This window comes from Nocardioides abyssi, assembly GCF_030412915.1.
In the GTDB taxonomy this organism is placed as follows: domain Bacteria; phylum Actinomycetota; class Actinomycetes; order Propionibacteriales; family Nocardioidaceae; genus Nocardioides; species Nocardioides abyssi.
Genome location: NZ_JAUHJR010000004.1, coordinates 16,471 through 39,259, shown reverse-complemented (window position 1 = coordinate 39,259; position 22,789 = coordinate 16,471). Strand labels below are relative to the sequence as shown.

Sequence of the window (22,789 nt, the reverse complement as noted above, 5' to 3'; positions counted from 1 at the left end):
GCACACCACATGATCTCCTCCGCGCTCCAGGCGATCGGCCTCTTCCTGGTCACAAACATCGACGACATTATCGTGTTGTCGCTGTTCTTCGCCCGCGGATCCGGGCAGCGAGGCACCACTGCCAAGATCGTCGCCGGCCAGTACATGGGATTCGGCGGCATCCTCCTCGCCTCCGTCGCGGTGACCCTCGGAGCTGGGCTCTTCCTTCCCGATGAGGCCATTCCGTACTTCGGTCTGATTCCCATGCTGCTGGGTCTGTACGCCGCCTGGCAGGTCTGGCGCAACGGGGACGATGACGACGAGACCATGGCGGAGCGGCCGGTCAGCGCCTGGGTCGTGGCCGCGGTGACATTCGCCAATGGTGGAGACAACATCGGGGTCTACGTCCCGGTGTTTCTCTCCGTCGGCACCGGTGCCCTGGTTGCCTACTGCGTCGTGTTCCTTACCCTTGTCGTCGTCCTGGTGCTGGCCGCGAAGTTCTTGGCCACGCGCGAGCCGGTCGCCGAAGTGCTCCAGCGCTGGGAGCACGTCCTGTTCCCCCTCGTGCTCATCAGCCTGGGCATCGTCATCTTGATCGAAGGCGGCGCGTTCGGCCTATGAGCACAGTTGCCCTGTGCGCGTCGTCGCTATCCCACTGACGAGGCCGCTTGGCTTGCTCCGCCTGACCGTGCGTGGGCTGGGCATCGCCCGGCTGGCGTGGTCTGTCGCCCGTCTGTCCTGGGTGGTGGGGCGGGACCGTCGGCATCAGCGGGAGAATCCGGCACTCGTCGCGCGGCCGAGTGGAGCAATGCCGGGCGTTCTCGTCATCGACCATACCGAGCCGTTGGCGTTCTGCCTGCCGCACGCCTGGCGTGGCCACATCTTCGTCACGACGGCCGCGCTCGCGGTGCTCCCGCACGAGGAGCTGACCGCGGTGCTGGCACACGGGCGTGCCCGTCTGCGGGGCAACACGCCGCGGCGGTCTTCTTCACCCGACTTCTCCGCGAAGCCTTCCCGTTTATGCCGCTGTTCCGGGCCGCAGCCGACGCCGTACCGGGCGCTGGTGGCGACGGCGGCCGACGACGTGGCTGTCCGCCGGACGGACCGGCGCACCGTGGCCTCGGCGCTGCTCCGGCTGGCCGAAGGGTCGGCCCCCGCTACCGCGCTGCGGGCGGCTCGCGAGTCGGCGACCGGGTTCGTCGGTTGCTGATGCCTGCCCCCGGGTCTGGCGGTGACGCGGACGACCTTCATCGGGCTGGGCGGAGATCGGACTGCTGGTGCTGCCGGCGACGCTGGCCGTGTCGGCGTCGGCGGTGGGGGTGTCCGTTCGGGATGCCGGTTTGGGGCCACCCGTTCTCCGCTCAGTCACTGGGCGGTAGGCCCAATTTGGCGCGGTGCTCGGCGAGTTCGCGAGTGAGCGCCTGGATCTCGGCCCGTGCGTCGGCGTCGGCCTGGGGCGTTGCACAGCGGCTGGGCATGGCGCAGATGCCTCGGTGCATGGGTCTGAGGCAAAAGAACCATGTCAGCGCGATCGTGGCGGCTGCGATGAGCGCCGGGACGGTGTACGGCGTCATTGGGCTCGACCTCCAGTCGTGGTCTCGCCGGTGCGGTCTGCCTGTGCGGCGCGCAGCTCGGTGAGCTCGGCGCGGAGCCGGGCGAGGTCGGCTGCGGTGTCGGGCTGGGCGGTTCCTGGGCGGGGTCCCTGCCGTGTCCCTTGCGGGACATGAGCTACATCATCAGGCCCATGCCGACGGGGCAGGCCAGCAGAGGGAGGGCGTTGAGGATCCCTTTCACGGGTCTCCTTCGTTGACGTCTCTCGTGGTCAATGGTGGTGCTCGTCGGCGCGGTAGACGAGGGTGCGGGTCACGAGGTGGTTGGGTCGGTGAGCACTTCGCTGATGATGCGGTCGTGGTGGTCGAGGGTGAGGCGGTCGTACGTCGCCTCGCCGGGGTAGCCGAGCGCGATGGTGCGCTCTACGTCCTTGCGTCCGAGCAGGACCACGACGGGCGCCCGGCCGGAGCCGTAGGGGCCGACGCCGACGTACTCCTCGCCGGGCATCTGCAGCCCGGTCAAGTCACCCGGGCCGGCGCCGGCGTTACTGGTGACCTGCTCATAGACGACGAGGCGCGGCTCGGCGCGGGTGGCGTTGACCGTGGCTTGGAGCACGCCGAGGTCCGCGGTGGCGGGTTAGGCGATAGCGCGGGGCGATGGGGTGCTCCGTGGCGTGCTCGACGGCACCGGCAAGGCGCAGGGCTTCGGCGCGGTCTGCGCCGTCGGAAGTCACGTCGACGAGCCGCATCCGGTGACTGTGCCGGTCTTGTCCAGGACGATGGTGTCCACGCGGCGAGTCGACTCCAGCATTCGGGGCCGCGGATCAGCAGACCGAACCCGGCGCCGCGGCCGGTGCCGACCACGAGTGCGGTCGGCGTGGCCAGCCCGAGGGCGCAGGGGCAGGCCATGATCGGGACGGCGACGGCGGCGGTGAACGCGGCCGAGGCGGAGTAGCCCCCAGGCCGAGCCAGGCGCTGAGTGTGCCCGCGGCCAACAGGTGGGGATGAAGCGTCTACGCATTGTTCTTCGGGGGTGCTGGCGAGCCGGGCATGCACATGGAGCTCTCACTGCCCGGTGCAGCAACAGGCGCATGGTTCGTACCGGGCTCACTGCTTGGTAGAACGGCCCAGAGAACACTGCGGCGTGGACCGCTTGAGCAACGATCACCGCACCGCGACGCTTGCCGGCGACCGCGGGGTGCGTCGCCGACTGGACAAGGTTGCCGACCGCCTATTCGCAGAACTCCCGCCGCACGGGCGTGCGGAGTGGGTGGTGGCGATCAGCACGGGCATGGCACCAGCGCTCGTCGTGGCCACCGACTGTAGGCTTCTGACGCTCTCCATGATCGGCAGGTCGACCCAAGCCAGAGATCGCCCCTTCACCCTCGCGCTGGGGAAGAAACGTTGATCGGCCAGTCGGTCGACGTCTCCGACGCACGCGGGCTGTGCCTCACCCTGCTGCTTCAGGAACCAGACCTCCGCGCGTTGCAGATGACCGGCGGGGCCAGCTCGCGTTCGGGACCCACCACCGAGGCGCCTCCCCCGCCGCCGTCGGCGTCGGCCGATCTCGGGGCTGCTACGGCTCCCCCGCCCGGATCCACCGGCGCGTGGCGATGGGGGCGCCCCGTCATGACCTGGCAAGACGCCGAGTTGCTGGCGGCTGCGCACATGGCCGATCTCGGGTTCAGCGCCGCGACGGTTACGCCAGGCGGAGCAGACGCAGGACTCGACGTCGTTGCGCAAGACGCTGCCGCGCAGGTCAAGTATCACGAGGGCTCCACGGGCCGGCCAGATATTCAGCGACTAATCGGGGCGGCCCACGGCTTCCGGACTCGGATTTTCTACGCCTCGAGCTACACCACCGCGGCGATTTTCGAGGCGGACCGGCTCGGGGTTGCGCTTTTCAGTTCACGCCGGGGGGCTCGTCGTCGCCATCAATGACGCGGCGCGCGGCATTGCGCCGAGATCTCCAGTGCCCGACCAGCGGACTACGTTCGGGGCAATGACCTTCGAGTCGCGGCAGAACCGCGCCATCCGCTGGTCGCAGCAGATCGAGGACGCGACTAAGGTGCCCATCAGCGATCGGAAGCGCCGCGGCGCGAAGCAACTCGTCGAGCGCCAACGAGCGTTGGAACTGATGCAGCATGGCCCTGAGCAACTCAGGGAGAGTGATAACCCTCTCTACAAGAGGCGGCGCAAAGAGCGCACCCTGTCCGAGGGCCGAGAAGACGCTCCAGCAACCAGCAGCCGCGCTCCGCATACAGCTCAAATGAGCCTGCCCGCCGGCTACCGGCGTGGCCGGCGCGGAGGGCGGTTGCTGAGCTTCTGCGGTGGCGGGGGCAGGTCTCGGCCGAGCCGGCGGCGGGCGTCCTCGGCTGCGGCGATGACCGCCTCCTGGGCGAACGTCGAGCGGGCGAGCATCCGGCCGAGCTCCTGACGGTCGGCCACGAGTGCGTCTTCGACCGCCTCGATGGTCGAGGCGGGCAGGTCGTGCTTCTTGTTGAAGCTCTTGCGGGTCACGCTGACCAGGGCGGGATGGTTCTCGCCGGTGGCCGCGAGCTCGGCCCGCTGCTGTGGTGAGCGCTTGGCGTGGAACTCAAGCGCCTGGGCGAGCCATCCGACGAACGAGTCGGGTGAGTCGACGTCGGTGTCCAGGTCGGCGATGTAGGCCGATCGGGCGAGGTCCCACACGCCGGGTTTCCAGTAGATCCCGACCGGGATCGTGGTCTGGCTCGTCACCGGAACAACCCAAGGCCGCCCGAACCATCGACGGTGCAGGCGGCCTTCTGCGTCCGGCTTAGCACCAGGGGGTCAGTTGCTCCCCCAGCAGTTCCTGGAGCCGCGCAAGGTCGTCGGCCACGAGCTGGGGGTCCTCACGCGCCAGGTCGCGCAGTTCCCGCGCCCGCCGACGCGGCCCGCGCGGTCGGCCAACGGGCTGTACGGCAGCCGTCGCAGCACTGACCGCTCACGCCGGTTCTGCGCCGCGCTCGACACGACGACGTGATGGGATGCGATCCGCTGGCACAGCGGGTTGTGACAGCGGTGCCCGAGCAGCCGCGCCTTCGCGGGCGCGTCCACGCCGTGCATGACCGCGTACGCGAACCGGTGGGCGATGATCACCCGCACCGGCGCGTACCAGAACCGGCCATGCCCGCCGCCGTCTGTGCGTTCACGTTCACGCTCGGACCGACCGGCCACGGCGCCGGTCCACAACCGGCACACAGTGCCGGGCACCGTGGCGACCTTCGCCCGGTACCGCGTGAGCACCGCCGGATCGGCGACCGCTGCCGCGACCGCCGCGAGGCCGGCGTCATCAAGCCGCCGAACCGGCACCCGCTCCCCCGCTCTCGGTTGCCACGAGCCCGGCCGTGCCGTCGCCGCCCTGCTCGCCGCCGCCGTCCTCGGCCATGGGCTCACTGGCGAGCCGCCGCAGCCGCGTGGCCTCCCGAACGCTCACCGTGTCCCCGCACGACTCGACGGCCTCACTCAGGGACAGGCCCTCGCGCTCGGTCAACTCCCGCAGCGCAGCACCGGCGCGCTTCTCGGTCTCGGCCACCGCCGCGTCGCGCTCACCGATCGCGACCATGACCTGCTCGGCCAGGTCGATCACCCGGCGCTCTCGCCCCTCGCGCTCCCTGCGCCGCTTCTCGGCCATCTCCCGCGCCGTACGCCGCGCCTGCTGCTTGATCGTCTGCTGACTCATCCGGTCCTCACTCGTGTCGACATGGACTCTCACAGTCACCTAGGACATTTCCCGGACCCCGAGCGATCACCGAACCCCAAACACCTTCAAACCGCTCCCCCAGCCGATCCAGCGCAGCCCGTCCAGCCACCTGATCCGAACCCGACGCCCCAGCCGTCACCGACGCCCCTCAGCGTCCCCCCGGTTTTCCGCGAACTCCCAAGTGCCACACACCTCTTGCATTCTCGGTTCGCCGAATAGAAAGAACACACCAGAAACCCGGCCGAAAGTGATCGCCTGCCACGCGCGCATGCACGTAGGTGACCGTGACGATGAGCCTCCACAAACTGACGGCCGGGTCGGGGTACGACTACCTGACCCGCCAGGTCGCAGCGATGGACGCCACCGACAAGGGCCACACCGGGCTGGCGAGCTACTACATCGAGAAGGGCGAGATGCCCGGCGTGTGGCTCGGCTCGGGCATGGAGGGCGTCGAAGGACTCGACGCCGGCGACATCGTCACCGCCGACCACATGCAGAGTCTGTTCGGCTCCGGACACCACCCGCTGGCCACCCAGCGGACCAAGGAGCTGGACCTGCGCATCGGCCGCGACGAGGCCGGCCGCCCGACCGAGGCCGACTACAAGACCGCGGTCCGCCTCGGCACCCCGTACAAGGTCTACGACAACGACATCAGCCCGTTCCGGATCGAGGTCGCCAAGCGCATCGCGGCCCTCAACGAGGCCGCCGGCCTGCCCGGCGACTGGCCGGTCCCCGCGGCCGACCGCGCCAAGATCCGCACCGAGGTAGCCGCGGAGTTCTTCCGTGCCGAGCACGGCCGCGAGCCGGCCGACGCCCGCGAGCTCGCCGCCACGATCGCCAAGCACTCCCGCCCGAAGACCAACGCGGTGGCCGGCTACGACCTGACCTTCTCCCCGGTCAAGAGCGTCTCGGTGCTGTGGGCGATCTCCGACCCCAAGACCGCCGCGGTGATCGAGCGGGCCCACCAGGCGGCCAGCAAGGACGCCCTGGACTTCATCGAGTCCAAGGCACTGTTCACCCGCCAGGGCACCAACGGCGTGCGCCAGGTCGACGTCCGCGGCCTGATCGCCACCGCGTTCACCCACCGCGACTCCCGCGCCGGCGACCCCGACCTGCACACCCACCACGCCGCCAACGTCGCCCTGCACGACAACGGCCGCGACCGCGTCACCGACGCCCGCGAATCAGGCCGCCGCGTCCAGCTGGCCCAGCACCACTCCCCCTACGCGGTGGCACCCACCGGGGTCTGGGTCGACCGGATGTCCGCGTGCGAGAACACCGCCCGCAGTTACCTGACAGACCGGTTCCCCCACGCTCTCGCCGGCGAGGCCATCCGCCCTGTCGACGACCCCGGCCGACTGGCGCAGGCGCTGGCCAACTGGGACATCCAGTCTCACCGCGCCCTGGCCCGCCACCTCGCGCCGGCCAACGTCCTGCTCATCACCCGCACAGAAGGGCTCATCGCCGGCGCCAGCATGGTCCTCGTCAACTCGGCCGCCACCGCCGGCGTCCTCGAGTTCTCGGAGCGGCTGGTGCCCGCGATCGCCGACGCAGGCCGCTCCTGGAGCAACCTGGCCAGCCGCTGGGGCGACCTGGTTCCCCCGGCCGCCCACCTCGACGAGCCTTTGGCTCGCGCGGCCGCAGAGGTCCGAGCCGCCTATCGCCACATCACCCACGACACCGCCACCCTGGCGACACCAGAGGCCATCGCCGTCTGCCCCGAACTCCCCCAGGCCACCATGGCAAGCCTCCGCGCGATCGAGGCCGGCTCCGAGCTCGCGCACGTCATCGCCGAGAAGGCCGACACCCCCAACCTGACCGGCCCAGCGCGTGCCCTGTCCCGCCGAGCGCACAACGACGTCGAGTCCGGGCTGGCCAGCCCGCCGACCGAGGGCGACGTTGTATGGGTCTCCCCCGCCGACATCCTCGCCCGACGCGTCGTCACGGTGCCCCAGCCGGTCGCGGATGCCTTGCGTTCCGTGAGTACGGCAACCGCATCCGCAGCGTCTGTTGCCGCCACCACGGCGATGCTCGCGCGCTCGAACGACAACAGCCACCTTCCCCCTCGGCCCAACGAGGCAGACACCGCCCACCAAGGCGGCCACGGCGTCACGACATCTTCGCCGAACCACGGCAAGCCATTCGGAGAGCCCCCGGGTGGCATTGATCGCCCAGCGCCTGTCGGACCACTTAGGTGAACGTCAGACGTCACGTGGACTGAGACCACCGAGACCCCAGCAATCCGAAGGAGACACGAGATGACAACGGCAGAGGAAGTACTCAACGTCGGCGGTCACCGACCGCCGCCGGCTCCGGAGAGCGAACGCGGTTCTGAGGACACCATGACGAGCATGAGCGAACGTGCCACGCCGGCGACCGACGGGGCCGGTCCGGCAGAACGCGTCCGGTTCGCCCTCACCCCGGCCACCATGAATATCGATCAAGCGGCCGCCTACATCGGAATCGCAAAGTCGACGCTCTACACGTGGCGCACCCGACGCCCGGGGTTCGGACCACGCGCAGTGAAGGTAGGCAGCGCACTGCGATACCGCCGTTCAGATCTCGATTCGTGGATCGAGGATCATGCCGAGACCCCCGACTTCGAAACCGAGGAGAGCATCGCAAGCGATAATCGAGGCCCTGGGGCCGACCAAGTGACGACGTCCGGGCGGCAAAGCTCCATATCGCGACGGACGCGTCCACGACATCGGTAAAGCACAGACGTCAGTAAGGAACGCCCATGGCTCGCCCCCCGCTGCCCATCGGGACATTTGGGACCATCACGACAAACGAGGTGCGTCCCGGCGTCTACCGCGCAAGAACGCGCTTCCGCGACTTCGACGGCGTCACGCGCGAAGTCAAGGGCACCGGTCGAAGTACCGCCGCAGCAGTGCGAGAACTCAAAGCCAAGATCGCCGATCGAAACGCGCCAACGGGTGACCTCATCGGAACCGACATGCGGATCAGCAAGGTTGCCGAGATCTGGCTCTCGCTATATCGCGCCGAACAGCGCTCCGAAGCAACCACCGCGAACGAGTATCAACGCATCATCGACAACGTCATCAATCCGGCCATTGGCAGCATTCGCCTGCGCGAGGCGACAGCTGGGCGCCTGGAGCGGCTCATCAGATCTCAGGACTCCCACAGCCGCCGCAAGAAGACCAAGACGGTCCTCAAGATGATGTTCGACGCCGCAGTCATCGACGATGCGCTTCCGGCCAACCCGGTCTCCTCCACGTCCCGACTGCGGGGCCAAAAGAAGGAGGTCCAAGCGCTCTCCGTGGACGATCTCAATGCGGTCCGCTCCGCTGTCGACGCCTGGATAAACAAGAAGCGGCCAGGTCCGAAGCCGAACCAGGACATGCCAGACATCGTCGACATGCTGCTCGCCACAGGGTGCCGGATCGGGGAAGTACTCGCGATCCGATGGACAGACATCGACTTGAAGGCCACCCCGCCGACGGTGTCCATCACCGGCACCATCAAGACGGAGACGGGTAAGGGCACCTATCGGAAACACAAGCCGAAGTCGGACGCGTCGAAGCGCACCATCGCGCTACCACCATTTGCCGTCGACGTTCTGATGAGACGGCGACTGGAGCAACGACCCAACCACTACAACGCGGTCTTCGCCACGCGCAACGGCACCTGGCACCAGGTCGGCAACATCGAGCGGAGGTGGCGCACGATCCGCGAAGACACCGGCTTCGACTGGGTGACGCCACACACCTTCCGCAAGACCGTGGCGACCTTGATCAACCGCCTGGTCGACTCCGACACCGCAGCCCGCGTCCTCGGTCACTCCTCAGATGCGATCACCAAGGAGTTCTACATCGAGAAGGACCGGACCACACCCGACGTGACGCACATCCTGCAATCCTTCGCTGGCCGGGCCACAGCGACCGCATCGGACGACTGACTCCGGCTGTTTCGGGTGCCGGCCCGACGTAGGGCTGCCACGCAAGCTGGGTCATCAGCGCGAGAGTTCTCGGGACATAAACGCGACATAAGACGATCCAGTTCAAAAAGCTAACGGCCCCTGATCTGCGTTTCCGCAGGTCAGGGGCCGCTTCTCGGTCGGGCTGACAGGATTTGAACCTGCGACCCCTTGACCCCCAGTCAAGTGCGCTACCAAGCTGCGCCACAGCCCGAGACCCGCCTGAGCGGGCGCGTGAACACTACCGCAGCCGGGGCCTGGGACCGGAATCCGGGTCGCGGGTCAGCGCTTGCGCTTCTCGCGCGGCCGCTGCTGCAGCACGATCGGCGTGCCGACGAAGCCGAACTCCTCGCGGAGCCGGCGCTCGACGTACCGCTCGTAGGAGGCCTCGAGCTTCCCGCTGGTGAACAGGATGAACGTCGGCGGCGAGGTGGAGGCCTGCGTGCCGAAGAGGATCTTCGGCTGCTTGCCGCCGCGCACCGGGTGGGGGTGCTCGGCGACGAGGCGGCCGAGGAAGGTGTTCAGCGCGCCGGTGCCGATCCGGGTCTCCCAGCCCTCCAGCGCCTTGTCCAGGGCCGGGACGAGCCGGTCGACGTGCCAGCCGGTGCGGGCGGTGATGTTGATCCGGGGAGCCCACTGGACCTGCACGAGCTCGCGCTCGATCTCGCGGTCGAGGTAGTAGCGCCGCTCCTCGTCGACCAGGTCCCACTTGTTGAACGCGATGACCAGCGCGCGACCGGCCTCGCGGACGGTCTGCAGGATGCGCACGTCCTGCTCGGAGATCGACTGCGAGCCGTCGAGGACGAGCACGGCGAGCTCGGCGCGGTCGATGGCGGTGCTGGTGCGCAGCGAGGCGTAGTACTCGTGCCCCGAGGCCTCCTTGACCCGTTTGCGGATGCCGGCGGTGTCGATGAACCGCCACTCGCGCCCGCCCAGCTCGACCAGCTCGTCGACAGGGTCGACGGTGGTGCCGGCGACGTTGTCGACGACGACCCGCTCCTCCCCCGCGAGCTTGTTGAGCAGCGAGGACTTGCCGACGTTGGGCTTGCCGACGATCGCGATGCGGCGCGGGCCGCCGACCTCCTCGCCGATCGTCTCGGCCGGCGGCTCGGGCAGCGCGGCCAGGATCGCGTCGAGCATCTCGCCCGAGCCGCGGCCGTGGAGGGCCGAGACCGGGAAGGGCTCGCCGAGCCCGAGGTTCCACAGGCCGTAGGCCTCGGCCTCGGTGCGGGCGTCGTCGACCTTGTTGGCCGCCAGCACGACCGGGCGACCGGACTTGCGCAGGATCCGCACGACCGCCTCGTCGGCGTCGGTGATGCCGACCGTGGCGTCGACGACGAACAGCACCGCGTCGGCCAGGCTCACCGCGATCTCGGCCTGCGCGGCGATCGCCTGCGCGAGACCGCGTGCGTCGGGGTCCCAGCCACCGGTGTCGACGACGGTGAACGCGCGACCGGCCCACGTGGCGTCGTACGACACCCGGTCGCGCGTGACGCCCGGGATGTCCTCGACGACCGCCTCGCGGCGCCCGATGATGCGGTTGACCAGCGTCGACTTGCCGACGTTGGGGCGGCCGACGACGGCCAGGACGGGGACGGGTCCGAGGACCTCGCTCATGGTGCTCCTTGCTCGGTGACCCCGGTGGCGGGGTCGGGTTCGACATCAGTGGCCGGCAACGGACCCGGCAGCTCCAGCCCGGTCGACCTGCGTGCGTGGTCCAGCTGGACCAGCATGTGCTCCCGTAGCAACAACGAGGTCTGCTCGACCTGTTCCCGCCGACGGGGCCAGGGTACGGCGGGGACGGCCCAGGGCTCCCCGAAGCAGATCGCGATCCGGCCGCCGCGGGGCGGCAGCTCCTCCATGTGCGCTCCGGGCGCACGGGTCCCGAAGAACGTCACGGGCACCACAGGGGCGCCGGAGACCAGGGCGAGGTACGCCGCGCCGCGGTGGAACCGGCCCAGCTCGCCGTCGCCGCGGCGGCCCTCGGGGAAGATGCCGACCGCTCCCCCGTCGCGCAGCACCCGCAGGCAGACCTTCACCGCGTGCGGGTCGGGGTGGAACCGGTCGAGCGGCACCTGCCCGGAGGCGACCAGGAAGCGCCCCATGGCGCCCTCGAACATCTCGACCTTGGTCAGCGCGTGCACCGGCCGCGGGGCGAACGCCGCGAGCAGGGGGCCGTCGGCCACGCCGATGTGGTTGGCCGCGAAGACGACCGGTCCGCTCACGGGGACGCCGGCGGCGCCGAGCACGTCGACGGGGTGGCGGCGCCGGACCAGCCAGCGGGCCAGCGGGCGGGCGGAGTGCAGCAGCAGGCGCGACGGGTGCGGGACCTCGTCGCTGCGCGGCCGCTCGCGGTGGGCGGCCGGCTCCGGCCGGGTCACGTCCCGACCCGGTCGACCATGCCGACCACCAGCTCGATCACCTCGTCGAGGGTGTAGCCGGTGGTGTCCACGTGGACGGCGCCGTCGGCCATGACCAGCGGCGCGGTGGCGCGCCCGGAGTCGATGGCGTCGCGCGAGAGCAGCAGCTGCTCGGTGGCCGAGACGTCGGTGGCGCCCTGCTCGGCGGCGCGGCGCGAGGCGCGGGCCGAGGCGTCGGCGGTGAGGTAGAGCTTGACCGGCGCGTCCGGGACGACGACCGAGCCGATGTCCCGGCCCTCGACGACGATCCCCGCCGGCTCGACGTCCGCGGCGATGATCGCGCGCTGCAGCGCGAGCAGGCGGGCGCGGACCTCGGGGACGGTGCTGACCGGGGAGACCGAGCCGGTCACCTCGTCGGTGCGGATGGCCGCGGCGACGTCGGTGCCGTCGACGGTGATGGTCGGCCCGGCCGGGTCGGTGCCGGACTCGATGACCGGCTCGGCGCACCGGGCGGCGACCGCTTCGGCGTCGTGGACGTCGACGCCCTGCTGGAGCATCCACCAGGTCATCGCGCGGAACATCGCGCCGGTGTCGAGGTAGCGCAGGCCCAGCCGGGTGGCCACGCCGCGGCAGGTGCTGGACTTCCCGGAGCCGGAGGTGCCGTCGACGGCGACGACGATCCGGTCGGCGGGGAGGTCGGAGCGGTCCGTGGCGGTGCTGGTCACGGACGCGCAGCCTACCGGTGGGTGGACCAGCCCCGTGATTCCAACGAGCCCAGCAGGTGCTCGGCGCGCGCCTCCTCGACCAGCAGCTCGACCAGACCGGTGGGTCGGCCGGGGTCGTGGTCGATGCGGATGTCCTCGATGTTGACCTCGCTGGCGACCGCGTCGGCCAGCAGCCGCGCGAGCTCGCCCGGGTGGTCGGGCACCGAGACCCACACCGACGCCATCGGCCGGGCGGGGCCGCCGTGCTTGGCCGGGATCACCCGGGTGCCGGCGACACCGTGCTCGAGCACCTGCTCCAGCGCGGCCCGGTCGCCCCGCCCGACGGCGTCGCGCACGCGGTCGAGCTCGGCGCGGACCTCGTCGAGCAGCGCGACCACCGCGTCGGCGTTGGCGCTGACGATCTGCCCGTAGAGCCGAGGGTCGCCGGCGGCCACCCGCGTGACGTCGCGCACGCCCTGGCCCGACAGCGCGAGGTGGTTCTCCGGGCCGTCGGCGAGGCGGCCGGCGACCAGCGCGGAGAGCAGGTGCGGCACGTGGGAGGTGCGCGCCACTGCACGGTCGTGCTCGGCCGGCGTCAACCAGACCGGTACGCCGCCGGCGAGCCGCACCAGCGCCTCGACCGTCTCGACGGCGGCCGGGTCGGAGCCGGCGTGCGGGGTGACGGCCCAGGGCCGGCCGTCGAAGAGCGCGGCGTTGCCGGCGAGCGGCCCGGAGCGCTCGCTGCCCGCCATCGGGTGGCTGCCGACGTACCGCCCGGCACCGGGGTGGTCGGCGACCGCGGCCAGCGGGACGCCCTTGACGCTGCCCACGTCGGTGACGACCGCGCCGGTGCCCTCGGTGGCGTCGAGCGCCGCGAGGAGCACCGTGCCGAGGTGGTCGGGCGGCACGGCGACGACGACCAGGGCGGGCCGGTCGGCGTCGGTGCGCGGGCGGCCGGCGCCGAGGCCGGAGGCGGTGCGGAGGTTCTCGGCCGAGGTGTCGGTCAGCAGCACCTCGAGGCCGGCGCGGCGGCAGGCAAGGCCGAGGGAGGTGCCGAGCAGGCCGGCGCCGACGACCTCGACCGGTCCGGTCAGCTCGGGCAGGCCGGGGCGCGCCCGGTCCTGCTCAGGCATCCGGGACGTCGCGCGTGCGGGTGAGGTCGCGGCGCAGCGCGGCCGCGCCGTGCAGGTAGACGTGGGTGATGTCGGCGCGCGGCAGGTCGGTCTCCACGTGCGCCATCATCCGGACCACTCGCGGCATGGACCGCTCGATCTCGAGCTCGCGGGCGCAGATCAGCGGCACCTCGCCGAAGCCGAGCTGGCGGGCGGCGTACGCCGGGAACTCCGAGACCAGGTCGGAGGTCGCGGTGAAGATCGCCGAGATGAAGTCGTCGACGACCAGGCCGTTGGCCTCCATCACGTCGGTGACCATCTCCGCGACCCGCTCGAGCATGTGGTCGCGCGTGTCCTCCTCGAGCTGGGTGGCACCCCGGACCGCTCGCACCGCCACGTCGTCACTCCTCGTCTCGCGCCGTCGTCCCACGTCGTCGTCCACCTGGTCGTCTCACGTGGTCGTCGATCGGCAAGGCTAGCGGGGCGCGGCGCGCGGGCGGGTCGCGGCTCAGCCCGGCTGGTAGCTGCCGACCGACCAGTGGTTGCCCTCCGGGTCCGCCACGCTGCCGCCGCGCCCGCCGTAGGGCTGCTCCTCCACCGGCCGCAGCACCGTGCCCCCGGCGGCGACGGCGCGGTCGACGACGGCGTCGGGGTCGTCGGCGACGAGGTACGCCGCGCTGGTGCCGGGGTTGTCGACCGCCGCGCCGGGCCGGACCGAGCCGAACATCAGCCCGCCTCCCCCGGGCCAGAGCCACTCCGCGTGCACCACGACGTCGGGGTCGTCCTCGTCGCGGTACGTCGCGTGCTCGACGAACCCGACGGCGCGCAGCCAGTCGATCATCGCCGGGGCGTCCCGGACGGCGAGCGTGTGCCAGAGGCGGATCGTGGCCGCCTGGCCGGTCACGTCGTTCGTGAGGTCCTTCGTGGGGTCGGTCGTCGTCTCGTCCATGGCCCCACCCTCACCCGTGGTCGGCCGGTTGGTCTTGGACGAACGGGAGCTCCTCGGCGATCCACGTGCTCGGCGAGCAGCCTGCGAGCGCCGCCCACTCGCGGGTGAGGTGCGCCTGGTCGGCGTAGCCGCACGCTGCCGCCACGTCGGCGAGCCGGCGCCGGCCCAGCAGGCCACGGGAGCGCTCGAAGCGGCCGAGCCGGTGCAGCTGCTTGGGGCTGAGCCCGGTCTCGGCGCGGACCAGCGTGCCGAGGTGGCGGCGGGAGTAGCCGACGTCGTCCGCGGTCGCGGCGACCGGCACCCCGCGGGTGAGCAGCGCCAGCGCCCGCCCGACCTCCGCCCGCGGTCCGACGGGGTCGCGCTGCCGCAGCCGGTCGGTGAGCGCGGTCGCGACGAGGGCCGTCCACCCGGAGGCGGGCGTCGCCGCGAGCCGCTCGGGCAGGTGCCGCAGCGCCGGCGCGAGCCGTCCGAGGTCGTCCAGGGTCAGCAGCCGACCGGCCAGGTCCCCGGCGGGCAGCCCCAGCAGGGCGCGCGCGCCGAGCGGCGCGAGCGCCAGCTGGACGCCGCGCTGCGTGCCGGTGTGCCGGATGAGCGCCGGCGTGGTGTGCAGGCCGGACACGCTCGACCACGCCACGACCCGGCTGCCCGCGTCGTGGGCCCAGGCGACGTCGAGCGGCTCGTCGGCCGGGAGGACGAGGGTCAGCGTCGTGGACGGCAGGCCGCGGTGGGTCCCCGGCCCGGGCAGCACGACGTCGTACGCCGCCAGCGAGGCGACGTACGGCTCCAGCGCCCGTGGGACCGGCACGCCGCCCACGGTAGGCCGATCCGGCCCCGCCTGTCGCGGGTCAGAGCGAGGCGGAGTCCAGCAGCGCGCCGAGCTCGTCGATGGTCAGCTCGCGCATCCCGCCGGACGGGATGCCGGCCAGCTGCACGGGCCCGATCGCGGTGCGGGTCAGGCGGCGGACCGGGTGCCCGACGTGGTCCAGCAGCCGGCGCACGATCCGGTTGCGGCCCTCGTGGATGACCAGCTCGACGATCGACTTGTCGCGGAACGTCTCGACGACCTTGGCCTTCTTCACCGTCACCGGTCCGTCCTCGAGGGTCACGCCCTCCAGGAGCGCCTTGACCGTGCGGCGGAAGACCTCGCCCTCGACCTCGGCGACGTAGGTCTTGTCGACCTCGTAGGAGGGGTGGGCCATCCGCTGGGCGAAGTCGCCGTCGTTGGTGAGCAGGATCAGCCCGGAGGTGTCGGTGTCGAGCCGGCCGACGTGGAAGAGCCGCTCGGGCCGGTCGTCGACGAGGTCCTGCAGCGTCCGCCGGCCCTCGGGGTCCGACATCGTCGAGACCACGCCGCGCGGCTTGTTCAGCACCAGGTAGACGTGCGCCGAGACCGGCGGCAGCCGCCGGCCCTCCACGCGGATGACCGCGGTGCGCGGGTCGACCTTGGTGCCCAGGCGGGTGACCACCTCGCCGTCGACCTCGACGAACCCCTCGAGCATCAGCTCCTCGCAGCGGCGGCGCGAGGCGACACCGGACTGCGCCAGCAGCTTCTGCAGCCGGATCAGCCCGTCCTCGTCGGTCTGGATCTCCCTCCCGGCGCTCATGCGGGCTCCGTCCCGCCGTCGGGCTCGGTGCCCGGGCCGGTGCCGGGGGCGGGCTGGGGCAGCTCGGGCTCCGGCTCACCCAGCGGGTCGGGGGCCGGGACCGGCTCGGGAGTGGGGGTGCTCATCGCGGACAGCTCGTCCTCCAGGTCGTCCATGTCGGGCAGGTAGGGCGCCAGCTCGGGCAGGTCGTCGAGCGAGGTGACGCCGATCCGCTCGAGGAAGTACCCGGTGGTGCGGTAGAGGTTCGCACCCGTCTCGTGGTCCTGCCCGGCCTCCTCGACCAGGCCGCGGCTGAGCAGGGTGCGCATCACACCGTCGACGTTCACGCCGCGGATCGCCGAGACCCGGGCCCGGGAGACCGGCTGCTTGTAGGCGACGACCGCCAGCGTCTCCAGCGCGGCCTGGGTCAGCCGGGCCTGCTGGCCCTCCAGCACGAACCGCTCGACCACCGGGGCGTAGGCCTCGCGGGTGTAGAACCGCCAGCCGCCGGCCACGTTGCGCAGCTCGAAGCCGCGGTCCTGGTCGTCGTACTCGCGGGCCAGGTCGGCCAGCGCGGCCGTCACCTCCTCGACCGGGCGGCCGACCGCGACGGCCAGGGTGGCGGCGTCCAGCGGCTGGTCGGCGACCATCAGCACGGCCTCCAGCGACGGGCGCAGCGCGGTGAGGGCGACCTCGAGCTGCTCCTCGCCCGACCCGCCCGGCCCGGCCGGTGCTGCCGGCGCCGTCGGTCCCTCGGTGGTGGTCTCACTCATCGCTGCCTCCCTGGGGGGCCGCCTCGGGCGGCGCACCCTCGAACTCGTCGCGGACCAGCTCGTCGACGTCCGTGTCGTCCTCACCGGTCCACCGCACCGTCAGCTCCCCCAGCGGCGTGACCTGGTCGAAGGCGACGGCACCCTCGCGGAAGAGCTCCAGCAGCGACAGGAACCGCGCCACCGTGGTCAACGTGTCGGGGCTGTCCCCGCAGAGCGTGCGGAAGGTCATCGTGCCGCTGCGCCGCAGCCGGTCGACCACGAGGGCGGCCTGCTCGCGCACGCTGACCCGCGGCGCGTGGATGTGCTGGAGGCTGACCTCGGGCGGGCCGGGCTTGGGGGCGAGCGCCCGCGCCGCCAGCGCCGCGAACTGCTCGAGCCCGATGCCGATGAGCACCTCGGGCAGCAGCGTGGCGTACCGCTCCTCCAGCCCCACCGCCCGCGGGTGCCGCAGCGCCTCGCCGGCCAGGCGGGTCTCGAGGACGGCGGCGACCTGCTTGAAGGCCTTGTACTGCAGCAGCCGGGCGAACAGCAGGTCGCGCGCCTCGAGCAGCGCGAGGTCCTCCTCGTCCTCGACGTCGCCCTGGGGCAGCAGGCGCGCGGCCTTGAGGTCGAGCAGGGTGGAGGCGACGAGCAGGAACGACGTGGTCTGCTCGAGGTCCCAGACGCTGCCGCCGGCCTTGACGTGGGCGATGAACTCGTCGGTGACCCGCGAGAGCGCCACCTCGGTGACGTCGAGCTTGTGCTTGGCGATCAGGCTCAGGAGCAGGTCGAAGGGGCCGTCGAAGTTGTCCAGGTGCAGCTCGAAGCCGGCTGCGGGCCCCGGGCCCGCCTCCTCCTGCTCGACGGCCGTCATGCCGGGGTCATCCCTCGGTCAGCCGCCGGACCAGCGCGCTGTCGTCGCCGTGGGCCTCGTAGTCGGCGAGCACCAGCGAGACCGCCTCGCGGACCAGCCGGCCGCGGTCGACGGCGAGGCCCTGCCCGCGGCGCAGCGCGAGGCGGGCGTGCTCGATCTCGAGGAGCTCCTCGGAGGTGACGTAGACCGTCATCTTCTCGTCGTGGCGCACCCGGCCGCTGGGCTTCTTCCGGCCGCCCTTCTGCGGCTCCGCTGCCTGGTCGTGGGGCAGGGCTCCCGGCTGGTCCTCGGGCTGGTCCTCGGGCTGGTCGGGGACCGCCCGGACCGCCTGCTGCGGCTTCGGGGCCGGCGCCTCGCCATCGGGGACGACGGTGGGGCGGAACAGGTCGTCGGCGGAGGGCAGGCTCACGCGTCGGGCCACCGGGCGAGCACCTCCTTGGCGAGCTGGCGGTAGGAGTCGGCGCCGGCGGAGCTCGAGGCGTACGACGTGATCGGCTCGCCGGCGACGGTCGAGTCGGAGAACTTCACGGTGCGGCGGATGACGGTGTGGAAAACCGTGTCGCCCCACGCCTGGACCAGCCGCTCCATGACCTCGCGCGAGTGCAGCGTGCGGCCGTCGAACATCGTGCCGAGCACGCCGTCGATCTCCAGGTCGGGGTTGAGCCGCTCGCGGACCTTGTCGATCGTGGTCTTGAGCAGGGCGACGCCGCGCAGCGCGAAGTACTCGCACTCCAGCGGGATGATCACGCCGTGGCTGGCGGTCAGCGCGTTGACCGTCAGCAGGCCGAGCGAGGGCTGGCAGTCGATGAGCACGACGTCGTACTCGGTCAGCGCGGGCCGCAGCACGCGCTGCAGGGTCTGCTCGCGGGCCACCTCGTGGACCAGCTGCACCTCCGCGGCCGACAGGTCGATGTTGGAGGGCAGCAGGTCCATCCCCGGCACGCCGGAGGGCACCACGACGTCGGTGAGGGTGACGTCGGGCTCCATCAGCAGGTTGTAGACCGTCAGGTCCATCTCGTGCGGGTTGAGCCCGAGTCCGACCGAGAGCGAGCCCTGCGGGTCGAAGTCGACGAGCAGCACCTTGCGGCCCTGCTCGACCAGCGAGGCACCCAGGTTGATGGTCGTCGTGGTCTTGCCGACGCCACCCTTCTGGTTGCACATCGAGACCACCCGGGCGTGGCCGTGCTCGGCCACCGGGCGGGGCTCGGGGATGACCGGCATCGGCCGGCCGGTGGGACCGAGCTTCGGTCCGTCGGCGGCCGGCTTCGCGGGAGCCTGGACGGGACGTTCGAACGGGAGCGGGTCGGTCACGCGGGCATCGTCCTCCACCGGTCCGGCAGGTCGCGCCGGCGGGGTCGGTGTGCGGACCAGGGGCGGCATCTCGGGCGCACCCGAACCGGCGTGGAACCCACCATCGCTCATCTGCTGCTCCTCGTTCCCGACCCACGCCGCGAGGCGGGGACGATTGTCGACATCACGACTTGTGACCGTCCCGCGCACCCTAGGACCGGGCTCCGACGCGCAACAACACGAGCGGGGAAACCCCCAGGCCCGCGGCCCGATCTGTGCACGACGTGTGCACTCGCCCCCGCTCAGGTGCACAGGCCGGAGCGGACCTGTGCACTCATCTGTGGAGAGCGATCAGGCCAGCAGGTCCTGGTAGTCGGGGTGCTTGTCGATCCACCCGGCGATGAACGAGCACTGCGCGACGACCTTCGTCGACCCCTCGCCCCGCACGTCGTCGAGGGCCGTGCGCGCCAGCGCCGACCCGACCCCGCGGCCCTCGAACGCCTCGTCGACGACCGTGTGGGTGAAGGTCACCGCCGAGCCGTCGCGGGTGTACTCGGCGTACCCCGCCTCCTGGCCGTCGAGCTCGGCGACCCAGCGCTGCCCGGCCTCGTCGTTGCGCACCTGCGGCGTCTCGTCAGTCATGCCCGCCACCGTACGGGGCTCTCCTGAGCGGCCTCGTGCTGCTGGGAGAGCGGCCCGGCGCACCCTGGGCAGCACGAGGCCGCCGTCGGGCCGCTTCAGCCGAGGGACTCGTCGAGGTTGGTGGCGGCGCTGATCAGCGAGAGGTGGGTGAAGGCCTGGGGGAAGTTGCCGAGCTGCTCGCCGGTGAGGCCGACCTGCTCGCCGTAGAGGCCGAGGTGGTTGGCGTAGGTGAACATCTTCTCCAGCGCCAGCCGGGCGTCGTCGAGCCGGCCGGCGCGGGTCAGCGCCTCGACGTACCAGAACGAGCACATCGAGAAGGTCCCCTCGCGCCCGTCGACCCCGTCGTCGGTCACCTCCGGCTCGTAGCGGAAGACCAGCGTGTCGGAGACGAGCCGCTCCTCGACCACCGCCAGCGACGAGAGGAACCGCGGGTCGTTGGGCGCCAGCAGCTTGACCATCGGCATCAGCAGCACGCCCGCGTCGACGGTGGTGGCGCCCTCGTGGGCGACGAACGCACCGAGCTCCTCGTCCCAGCAGTCGTCCATGATCCGGCCGTAGATCTCGTCGCGGACCTCCGCCCACCGCGCCAGCTCGCCGGGCAGCCCGCGCTGGCGGGCGGTGCGCATCATCCGCTCCACCGCCACCCAGCACATCAGCCGCGAGACCGTGTGCTTCTGGGTGTCGCCCCGGACCTCCCACATGCCGGCGTCCTCGCGGTCCCAGTTGTCCATCACCCACGACAGCAGCCGGGTCAGGTCGGACCAGGCGTCGTGGCTGATGCCGGGGCCGTACTTGTTGAACAGGTAGACCGAGTCGATCAGCTCGCCGTAGATGTCGAGCTGCAGCTGCCCGGTGGCGGCGTTGCCGACCCGCACCGGCGCGGAGTCGCGGTAGCCGCGCAGGTGGCCCAGCTCGTGCTCCTCGGGGACGTTGCCGTCGATGTCGTAGGCGACCCGCAGCGGACCGAGCTCGTCATCGACGTCCGCGTCCTCCCCCATCCGCTCGGAGAGCCAGGCCATGAAGCGGGCGGCCTCCTCGGTGAAGCCCAGCTTGAGCAGCGCGTAGAGGCTGAACGCCGCGTCGCGGACCCACACGTAGCGGTAGTCCCAGTTGCGGCTGCCCCCGACCTCCTCCGGCAGGCTCGTGGTCGGCGCGGCGATGATCGCGCCCGACGGCTCGTGGGTGAGCAGCTTCAGGGTGAGCGCGGAGCGGTTGACCATCTCCCGCCAACGGCCCACGTACGTCGACTGCGACAGCCAGCCGCGCCAGTACGCCGAGGTCGCCTCGAACAGCTCGTCGGTGTCCAGGTCCTCGCCCGGGTGCACCTCGCCGTCCTCGTCGAGCACCTCGAGCGCGAAGAGCACGTGGTCGCCGGTGGAGACCTCCACCTCCGCGCTCACCGTGCCGCCCTCGACCTCGAGACCGGTCGTCGCGGACAGGCCCAGGCGCACGCCGTCGCCGGTCAGCAGCAGCCCACCCCCGGCCTCGGTGACCTCCACGCCCGCCCGGCCGTAGTCGGGCCGCGCCGTGAGCACCATCCGCAGGCGGGTGGTGCCCCGCACGGCCGCCACGCGGCGTACGACGCGTTGGCGGTGGTCGGGGTCGTCGGGACGCAGCACGGGCATGAAGTCGTGCACCTCGGCGACGCCGTCCTCGGTGTGGAAGCGCGTGATGAGGATGTTGGTGTCGGGCAGGTAGAACTGGTGGGTCGTCGTGGTCTCCCCCACCGGCTCGAGCCGCCACGACCCGGCGTCGGGGTCGAGCAGGGCGCCGAAGACGCTCGGTGAGTCGAAGCGCGGCACGCACAGCCAGTCGATGGTCGCGTGGGTGTCGACGAGGGCGCAGGTGCGCAGGTCGCCGACGAGGCCGTGGTCGGCGATCGGGGGGTACGACGCGCGCTCCCCCGCGGCCGCGTCAGCCACCGAGCCGCCAGCCGCCGTCGGGCATCGCCGAGGCGGCCTCGGGTCCCCACGAGCCCTGCTCGTAGGACTGCAGCGCGGGCGGGTCGTCCAGCAGCGGCTGGCAGACCTGCCAGAGCCGGTCGACCTCGTCGGAGCGGGTGAAGAGCACCTGGTCGCCGCGCATCACGTCCAGCAGGAGCCGCTCGTAGGCCTCCAGCGGCACCGCGTCGGGGAACTCGGTCTCCAGGTCCAGCCGCATCGTGGCGTCCTGGACGAGCATCTCCGGGCCGGGCCGCTTGGCGCGCAGGTCGACCTTGACCTCCGGCTCGTCGGTCAGCTCGAGCACCAGCTCGTGGGGGCACTTCACGTCCTCGAAGAGGGCGTCGTCGGGCTCCTTGAACCGCAGCGTGATCGTGCGGCGCCCCTCGGCGAGCGCCTTGCCGGTGCGGAGGTGGAAGGGCACGCCTCGCCAGCGGTCGTTGTCGATGCGCGCCTCGAGCGCCACGAACGTCTCGACCTGCGAGTCGTCGTCGACGTCGTCCTCGTCGCGGTAGCCGTCGTACTGGCCGAAGACCGTGTGCTCCTTGTCGAAGGGCTGGAGCGCCGCGAACACCTCGGCCTTGGCGTCGCGCAGCGCGTCGGCGCTGAAGTCGCGGGGCCGGTCCATCGCGACGAAGCCGAGGAGCTGGCACAGGTGGGTGGAGATCATGTCGCGCAGGCAGCCGGTGCCCTCGTAGAACCCGCCGCGGCCCTCGAGCCCGAGCTCCTCGGGCACGTCGATCTGGACCGAGGCGATGTCGCGGGCGCACCAGGCGGCCTCGAGCAGCCGGTTGGCGAAGCGCAGCGCGAGGATGTCCTGCACCGCCTCCTTGCCCAGGAAGTGGTCGATGCGGAAGACCGCGTCCTCGTCGACGACGTCCTTCAGCGTGCGGTCCAGCTCGCGGGAGGACTCCAGGTCCAGCCCGAACGGCTTCTCGACCACGAGCCGCGCGCGCTCCACGATCCCCTCGCGGCCGAGCATCCCGATCATCCCCTGCATCGCCGACGGCGGCACGGAGAGGTAGACCAGGCGGCGTACGTCGTCGGTGGACCCGCCCTCGGCCAGGTCCTCCTCCGCCTCCCGCACCGCGGCGGCCAGGTCGGACCCGTCGTCGGCCGACGACGTCTGGAACGACACCCGGCCCACGAGGTCCTCCAGCACCCCGTCGTCGACCTCGTCCACGCTGTCGGTCACCGCGTCCCGCACCAGCCCCTGGAACTCCTCCAGGGAGTCCGGCGCGTGCCGTCCGCTGCCGATCACGGAGTACGCCGCCGGCAACCGCCCGGCGGCCGCGAGCTCGTAGAGCCCGGGGTAGAGCTTGCGCTTGGCGAGGTCGCCGCGGGCTCCGAAGAGCACCAGGACGTGGGGCGTCAGGTCGTTCTCGGTCACACC

The 22,789-nt window shown here is 71.6% G+C and carries 27 protein-coding genes, 1 tRNA gene and 1 pseudogene; 7 read left to right on the top strand and 22 right to left on the bottom strand.

Features of this window, described 5'->3' with window-relative positions; genetic code table 11:
- The first annotated feature begins 9 nt into the window (after positions 1 to 9).
- Together QWY29_RS11045 and QWY29_RS11040 are read left to right on the top strand one after the other, a co-directional pair.
- Entirely contained in the window at positions 10 to 600 is a 591-nt protein-coding gene (locus QWY29_RS11045; protein ID WP_300960835.1) for a cadmium resistance transporter, read from the top strand.
- A 13-nt stretch (positions 601 to 613) separates the two neighbouring features.
- A complete protein-coding gene (locus tag QWY29_RS11040; RefSeq protein WP_300960834.1) occupies positions 614 to 1,189 on the top strand; it encodes a M48 family metalloprotease in 576 nt (191 codons plus the stop codon).
- 653 nt (positions 1,190 to 1,842) lie between these two features.
- On the opposite strand, the gene QWY29_RS11035 is transcribed toward QWY29_RS11040, so the two are convergent.
- Together QWY29_RS11035 and QWY29_RS11030 are read right to left on the bottom strand one after the other, a co-directional pair.
- Positions 1,843 to 2,145, bottom strand: coding sequence for a hypothetical protein (locus QWY29_RS11035; protein ID WP_300960833.1), 303 nt, complete (start codon positions 2,143 to 2,145; stop codon positions 1,843 to 1,845).
- 37 nt (positions 2,146 to 2,182) lie between these two features.
- Positions 2,183 to 2,524: pseudogene (locus tag QWY29_RS11030) on the bottom strand (heavy metal translocating P-type ATPase); the annotation flags it as partial.
- Positions 2,525 to 2,673: 149 nt separating this feature from the next.
- On the opposite strand from QWY29_RS11030, the gene QWY29_RS11025 reads away from it, so the two are divergent.
- Both QWY29_RS11025 and QWY29_RS21070 read left to right on the top strand, forming a co-directional pair.
- Positions 2,674 to 2,937: a hypothetical protein gene (locus QWY29_RS11025; protein ID WP_300960832.1), complete on the top strand. Its 264-nt coding sequence runs from the start codon at positions 2,674 to 2,676 to the stop codon at positions 2,935 to 2,937.
- An 83-nt stretch (positions 2,938 to 3,020) separates the two neighbouring features.
- Entirely contained in the window at positions 3,021 to 3,470 is a 450-nt protein-coding gene (locus tag QWY29_RS21070; RefSeq protein ID WP_369292658.1) for a restriction endonuclease, read from the top strand.
- On the opposite strand, the gene QWY29_RS11020 is transcribed toward QWY29_RS21070, so the two are convergent.
- The 4 genes from QWY29_RS11020 to QWY29_RS11005 all read right to left on the bottom strand — a co-directional run bounded on the left by QWY29_RS11020 (position 3,433) and on the right by QWY29_RS11005 (position 5,232).
- Positions 3,433 to 3,675, bottom strand: a complete 243-nt coding sequence (locus tag QWY29_RS11020; RefSeq protein ID WP_300960831.1) for a hypothetical protein — start codon at positions 3,673 to 3,675, stop codon at positions 3,433 to 3,435. The genes QWY29_RS21070 and QWY29_RS11020 overlap by 38 nt on opposite strands.
- A gap of 140 nt (positions 3,676 to 3,815) precedes the next feature.
- Positions 3,816 to 4,268, bottom strand: a complete 453-nt coding sequence (locus QWY29_RS11015; RefSeq protein WP_300960830.1) for a hypothetical protein — start codon at positions 4,266 to 4,268, stop codon at positions 3,816 to 3,818.
- Positions 4,269 to 4,340: 72 nt separating this feature from the next.
- A complete protein-coding gene (locus tag QWY29_RS11010; RefSeq protein WP_300960829.1) occupies positions 4,341 to 4,862 on the bottom strand; it encodes a hypothetical protein in 522 nt (173 codons plus the stop codon).
- On the bottom strand, positions 4,843 to 5,232 hold the full coding sequence (locus QWY29_RS11005) for a hypothetical protein (RefSeq protein WP_300960828.1): 390 nt from the start codon (positions 5,230 to 5,232) through the stop codon (positions 4,843 to 4,845). The genes QWY29_RS11010 and QWY29_RS11005 overlap by 20 nt, the downstream gene beginning before the upstream one ends.
- 311 nt (positions 5,233 to 5,543) lie before the next feature.
- Here QWY29_RS11005 and mobF point away from each other — a divergent pair, with 311 nt between their 5' ends.
- Genes mobF through QWY29_RS10995 form a run of 3 tightly spaced genes read left to right on the top strand, consistent with a single transcriptional unit; the run spans position 5,544 to position 9,172 of the window.
- Positions 5,544 to 7,451: a MobF family relaxase gene (gene mobF, locus QWY29_RS11000; RefSeq protein ID WP_300960826.1), complete on the top strand. Its 1,908-nt coding sequence runs from the start codon at positions 5,544 to 5,546 to the stop codon at positions 7,449 to 7,451.
- 60 nt (positions 7,452 to 7,511) lie between these two features.
- On the top strand, positions 7,512 to 7,967 hold the full coding sequence (locus QWY29_RS21065; RefSeq protein ID WP_369292656.1) for a helix-turn-helix transcriptional regulator: 456 nt from the start codon (positions 7,512 to 7,514) through the stop codon (positions 7,965 to 7,967).
- 26 nt (positions 7,968 to 7,993) lie between these two features.
- Positions 7,994 to 9,172, top strand: coding sequence for a tyrosine-type recombinase/integrase (locus tag QWY29_RS10995; protein ID WP_300960825.1), 1,179 nt, complete (start codon positions 7,994 to 7,996; stop codon positions 9,170 to 9,172).
- A 158-nt stretch (positions 9,173 to 9,330) separates the two neighbouring features.
- On the opposite strand, the gene QWY29_RS10990 is transcribed toward QWY29_RS10995, so the two are convergent.
- From QWY29_RS10990 to zwf, 16 genes are all read right to left on the bottom strand, one after another.
- Positions 9,331 to 9,404 (bottom strand) — tRNA-Pro (locus QWY29_RS10990).
- 68 nt (positions 9,405 to 9,472) lie between these two features.
- Positions 9,473 to 10,807 (bottom strand): ribosome biogenesis GTPase Der, encoded by a 1,335-nt coding sequence (gene der / locus QWY29_RS10985; RefSeq protein WP_300960824.1) that lies wholly within the window; start codon positions 10,805 to 10,807, stop codon positions 9,473 to 9,475.
- Entirely contained in the window at positions 10,804 to 11,571 is a 768-nt protein-coding gene (locus QWY29_RS10980; protein ID WP_300960823.1) for a lysophospholipid acyltransferase family protein, read from the bottom strand. Before QWY29_RS10980 ends, der begins: the two co-directional genes overlap by 4 nt.
- Entirely contained in the window at positions 11,568 to 12,275 is a 708-nt protein-coding gene (gene cmk, locus QWY29_RS10975) for a (d)CMP kinase (RefSeq protein ID WP_300960822.1), read from the bottom strand. Before cmk ends, QWY29_RS10980 begins: the two co-directional genes overlap by 4 nt.
- A gap of 11 nt (positions 12,276 to 12,286) precedes the next feature.
- On the bottom strand, positions 12,287 to 13,387 hold the full coding sequence (locus QWY29_RS10970; protein WP_300960821.1) for a prephenate dehydrogenase: 1,101 nt from the start codon (positions 13,385 to 13,387) through the stop codon (positions 12,287 to 12,289).
- Complete coding sequence (gene aroH, locus QWY29_RS10965; RefSeq protein WP_300960820.1) at positions 13,380 to 13,763, bottom strand: chorismate mutase; 384 nt, start codon at positions 13,761 to 13,763, stop codon at positions 13,380 to 13,382. The genes QWY29_RS10970 and aroH overlap by 8 nt, the downstream gene beginning before the upstream one ends.
- A gap of 111 nt (positions 13,764 to 13,874) precedes the next feature.
- Entirely contained in the window at positions 13,875 to 14,315 is a 441-nt protein-coding gene (locus tag QWY29_RS10960; protein WP_300960819.1) for a VOC family protein, read from the bottom strand.
- A gap of 10 nt (positions 14,316 to 14,325) precedes the next feature.
- Positions 14,326 to 15,120 (bottom strand): helix-turn-helix domain-containing protein, encoded by a 795-nt coding sequence (locus tag QWY29_RS10955; RefSeq protein ID WP_300960817.1) that lies wholly within the window; start codon positions 15,118 to 15,120, stop codon positions 14,326 to 14,328.
- A 40-nt stretch (positions 15,121 to 15,160) separates the two neighbouring features.
- Positions 15,161 to 15,919 (bottom strand): pseudouridine synthase, encoded by a 759-nt coding sequence (locus tag QWY29_RS10950; protein ID WP_300960816.1) that lies wholly within the window; start codon positions 15,917 to 15,919, stop codon positions 15,161 to 15,163.
- A complete protein-coding gene (scpB, locus tag QWY29_RS10945; RefSeq protein WP_336621842.1) occupies positions 15,916 to 16,671 on the bottom strand; it encodes an SMC-Scp complex subunit ScpB in 756 nt (251 codons plus the stop codon). Before scpB ends, QWY29_RS10950 begins: the two co-directional genes overlap by 4 nt.
- Complete coding sequence (locus tag QWY29_RS10940; RefSeq protein WP_300960815.1) at positions 16,664 to 17,524, bottom strand: segregation and condensation protein A; 861 nt, start codon at positions 17,522 to 17,524, stop codon at positions 16,664 to 16,666. The genes scpB and QWY29_RS10940 overlap by 8 nt, the downstream gene beginning before the upstream one ends.
- A 7-nt stretch (positions 17,525 to 17,531) precedes the next feature.
- Entirely contained in the window at positions 17,532 to 17,933 is a 402-nt protein-coding gene (locus QWY29_RS10935) for a hypothetical protein (RefSeq protein ID WP_336621841.1), read from the bottom strand.
- Complete coding sequence (locus tag QWY29_RS10930) at positions 17,930 to 18,835, bottom strand: ParA family protein (protein WP_439117420.1); 906 nt, start codon at positions 18,833 to 18,835, stop codon at positions 17,930 to 17,932. Before QWY29_RS10930 ends, QWY29_RS10935 begins: the two co-directional genes overlap by 4 nt.
- Before the next feature lie 330 nt (positions 18,836 to 19,165).
- A complete protein-coding gene (locus tag QWY29_RS10925) occupies positions 19,166 to 19,456 on the bottom strand; it encodes a GNAT family N-acetyltransferase (protein WP_300960812.1) in 291 nt (96 codons plus the stop codon).
- 95 nt (positions 19,457 to 19,551) lie between these two features.
- On the bottom strand, positions 19,552 to 21,378 hold the full coding sequence (locus QWY29_RS10920) for a glycoside hydrolase family 15 protein (RefSeq protein WP_300960811.1): 1,827 nt from the start codon (positions 21,376 to 21,378) through the stop codon (positions 19,552 to 19,554).
- Complete coding sequence (gene zwf / locus QWY29_RS10915) at positions 21,371 to 22,786, bottom strand: glucose-6-phosphate dehydrogenase (RefSeq protein WP_300960810.1); 1,416 nt, start codon at positions 22,784 to 22,786, stop codon at positions 21,371 to 21,373. Before zwf ends, QWY29_RS10920 begins: the two co-directional genes overlap by 8 nt.
- Positions 22,787 to 22,789: the final 3 nt, after the last annotated feature.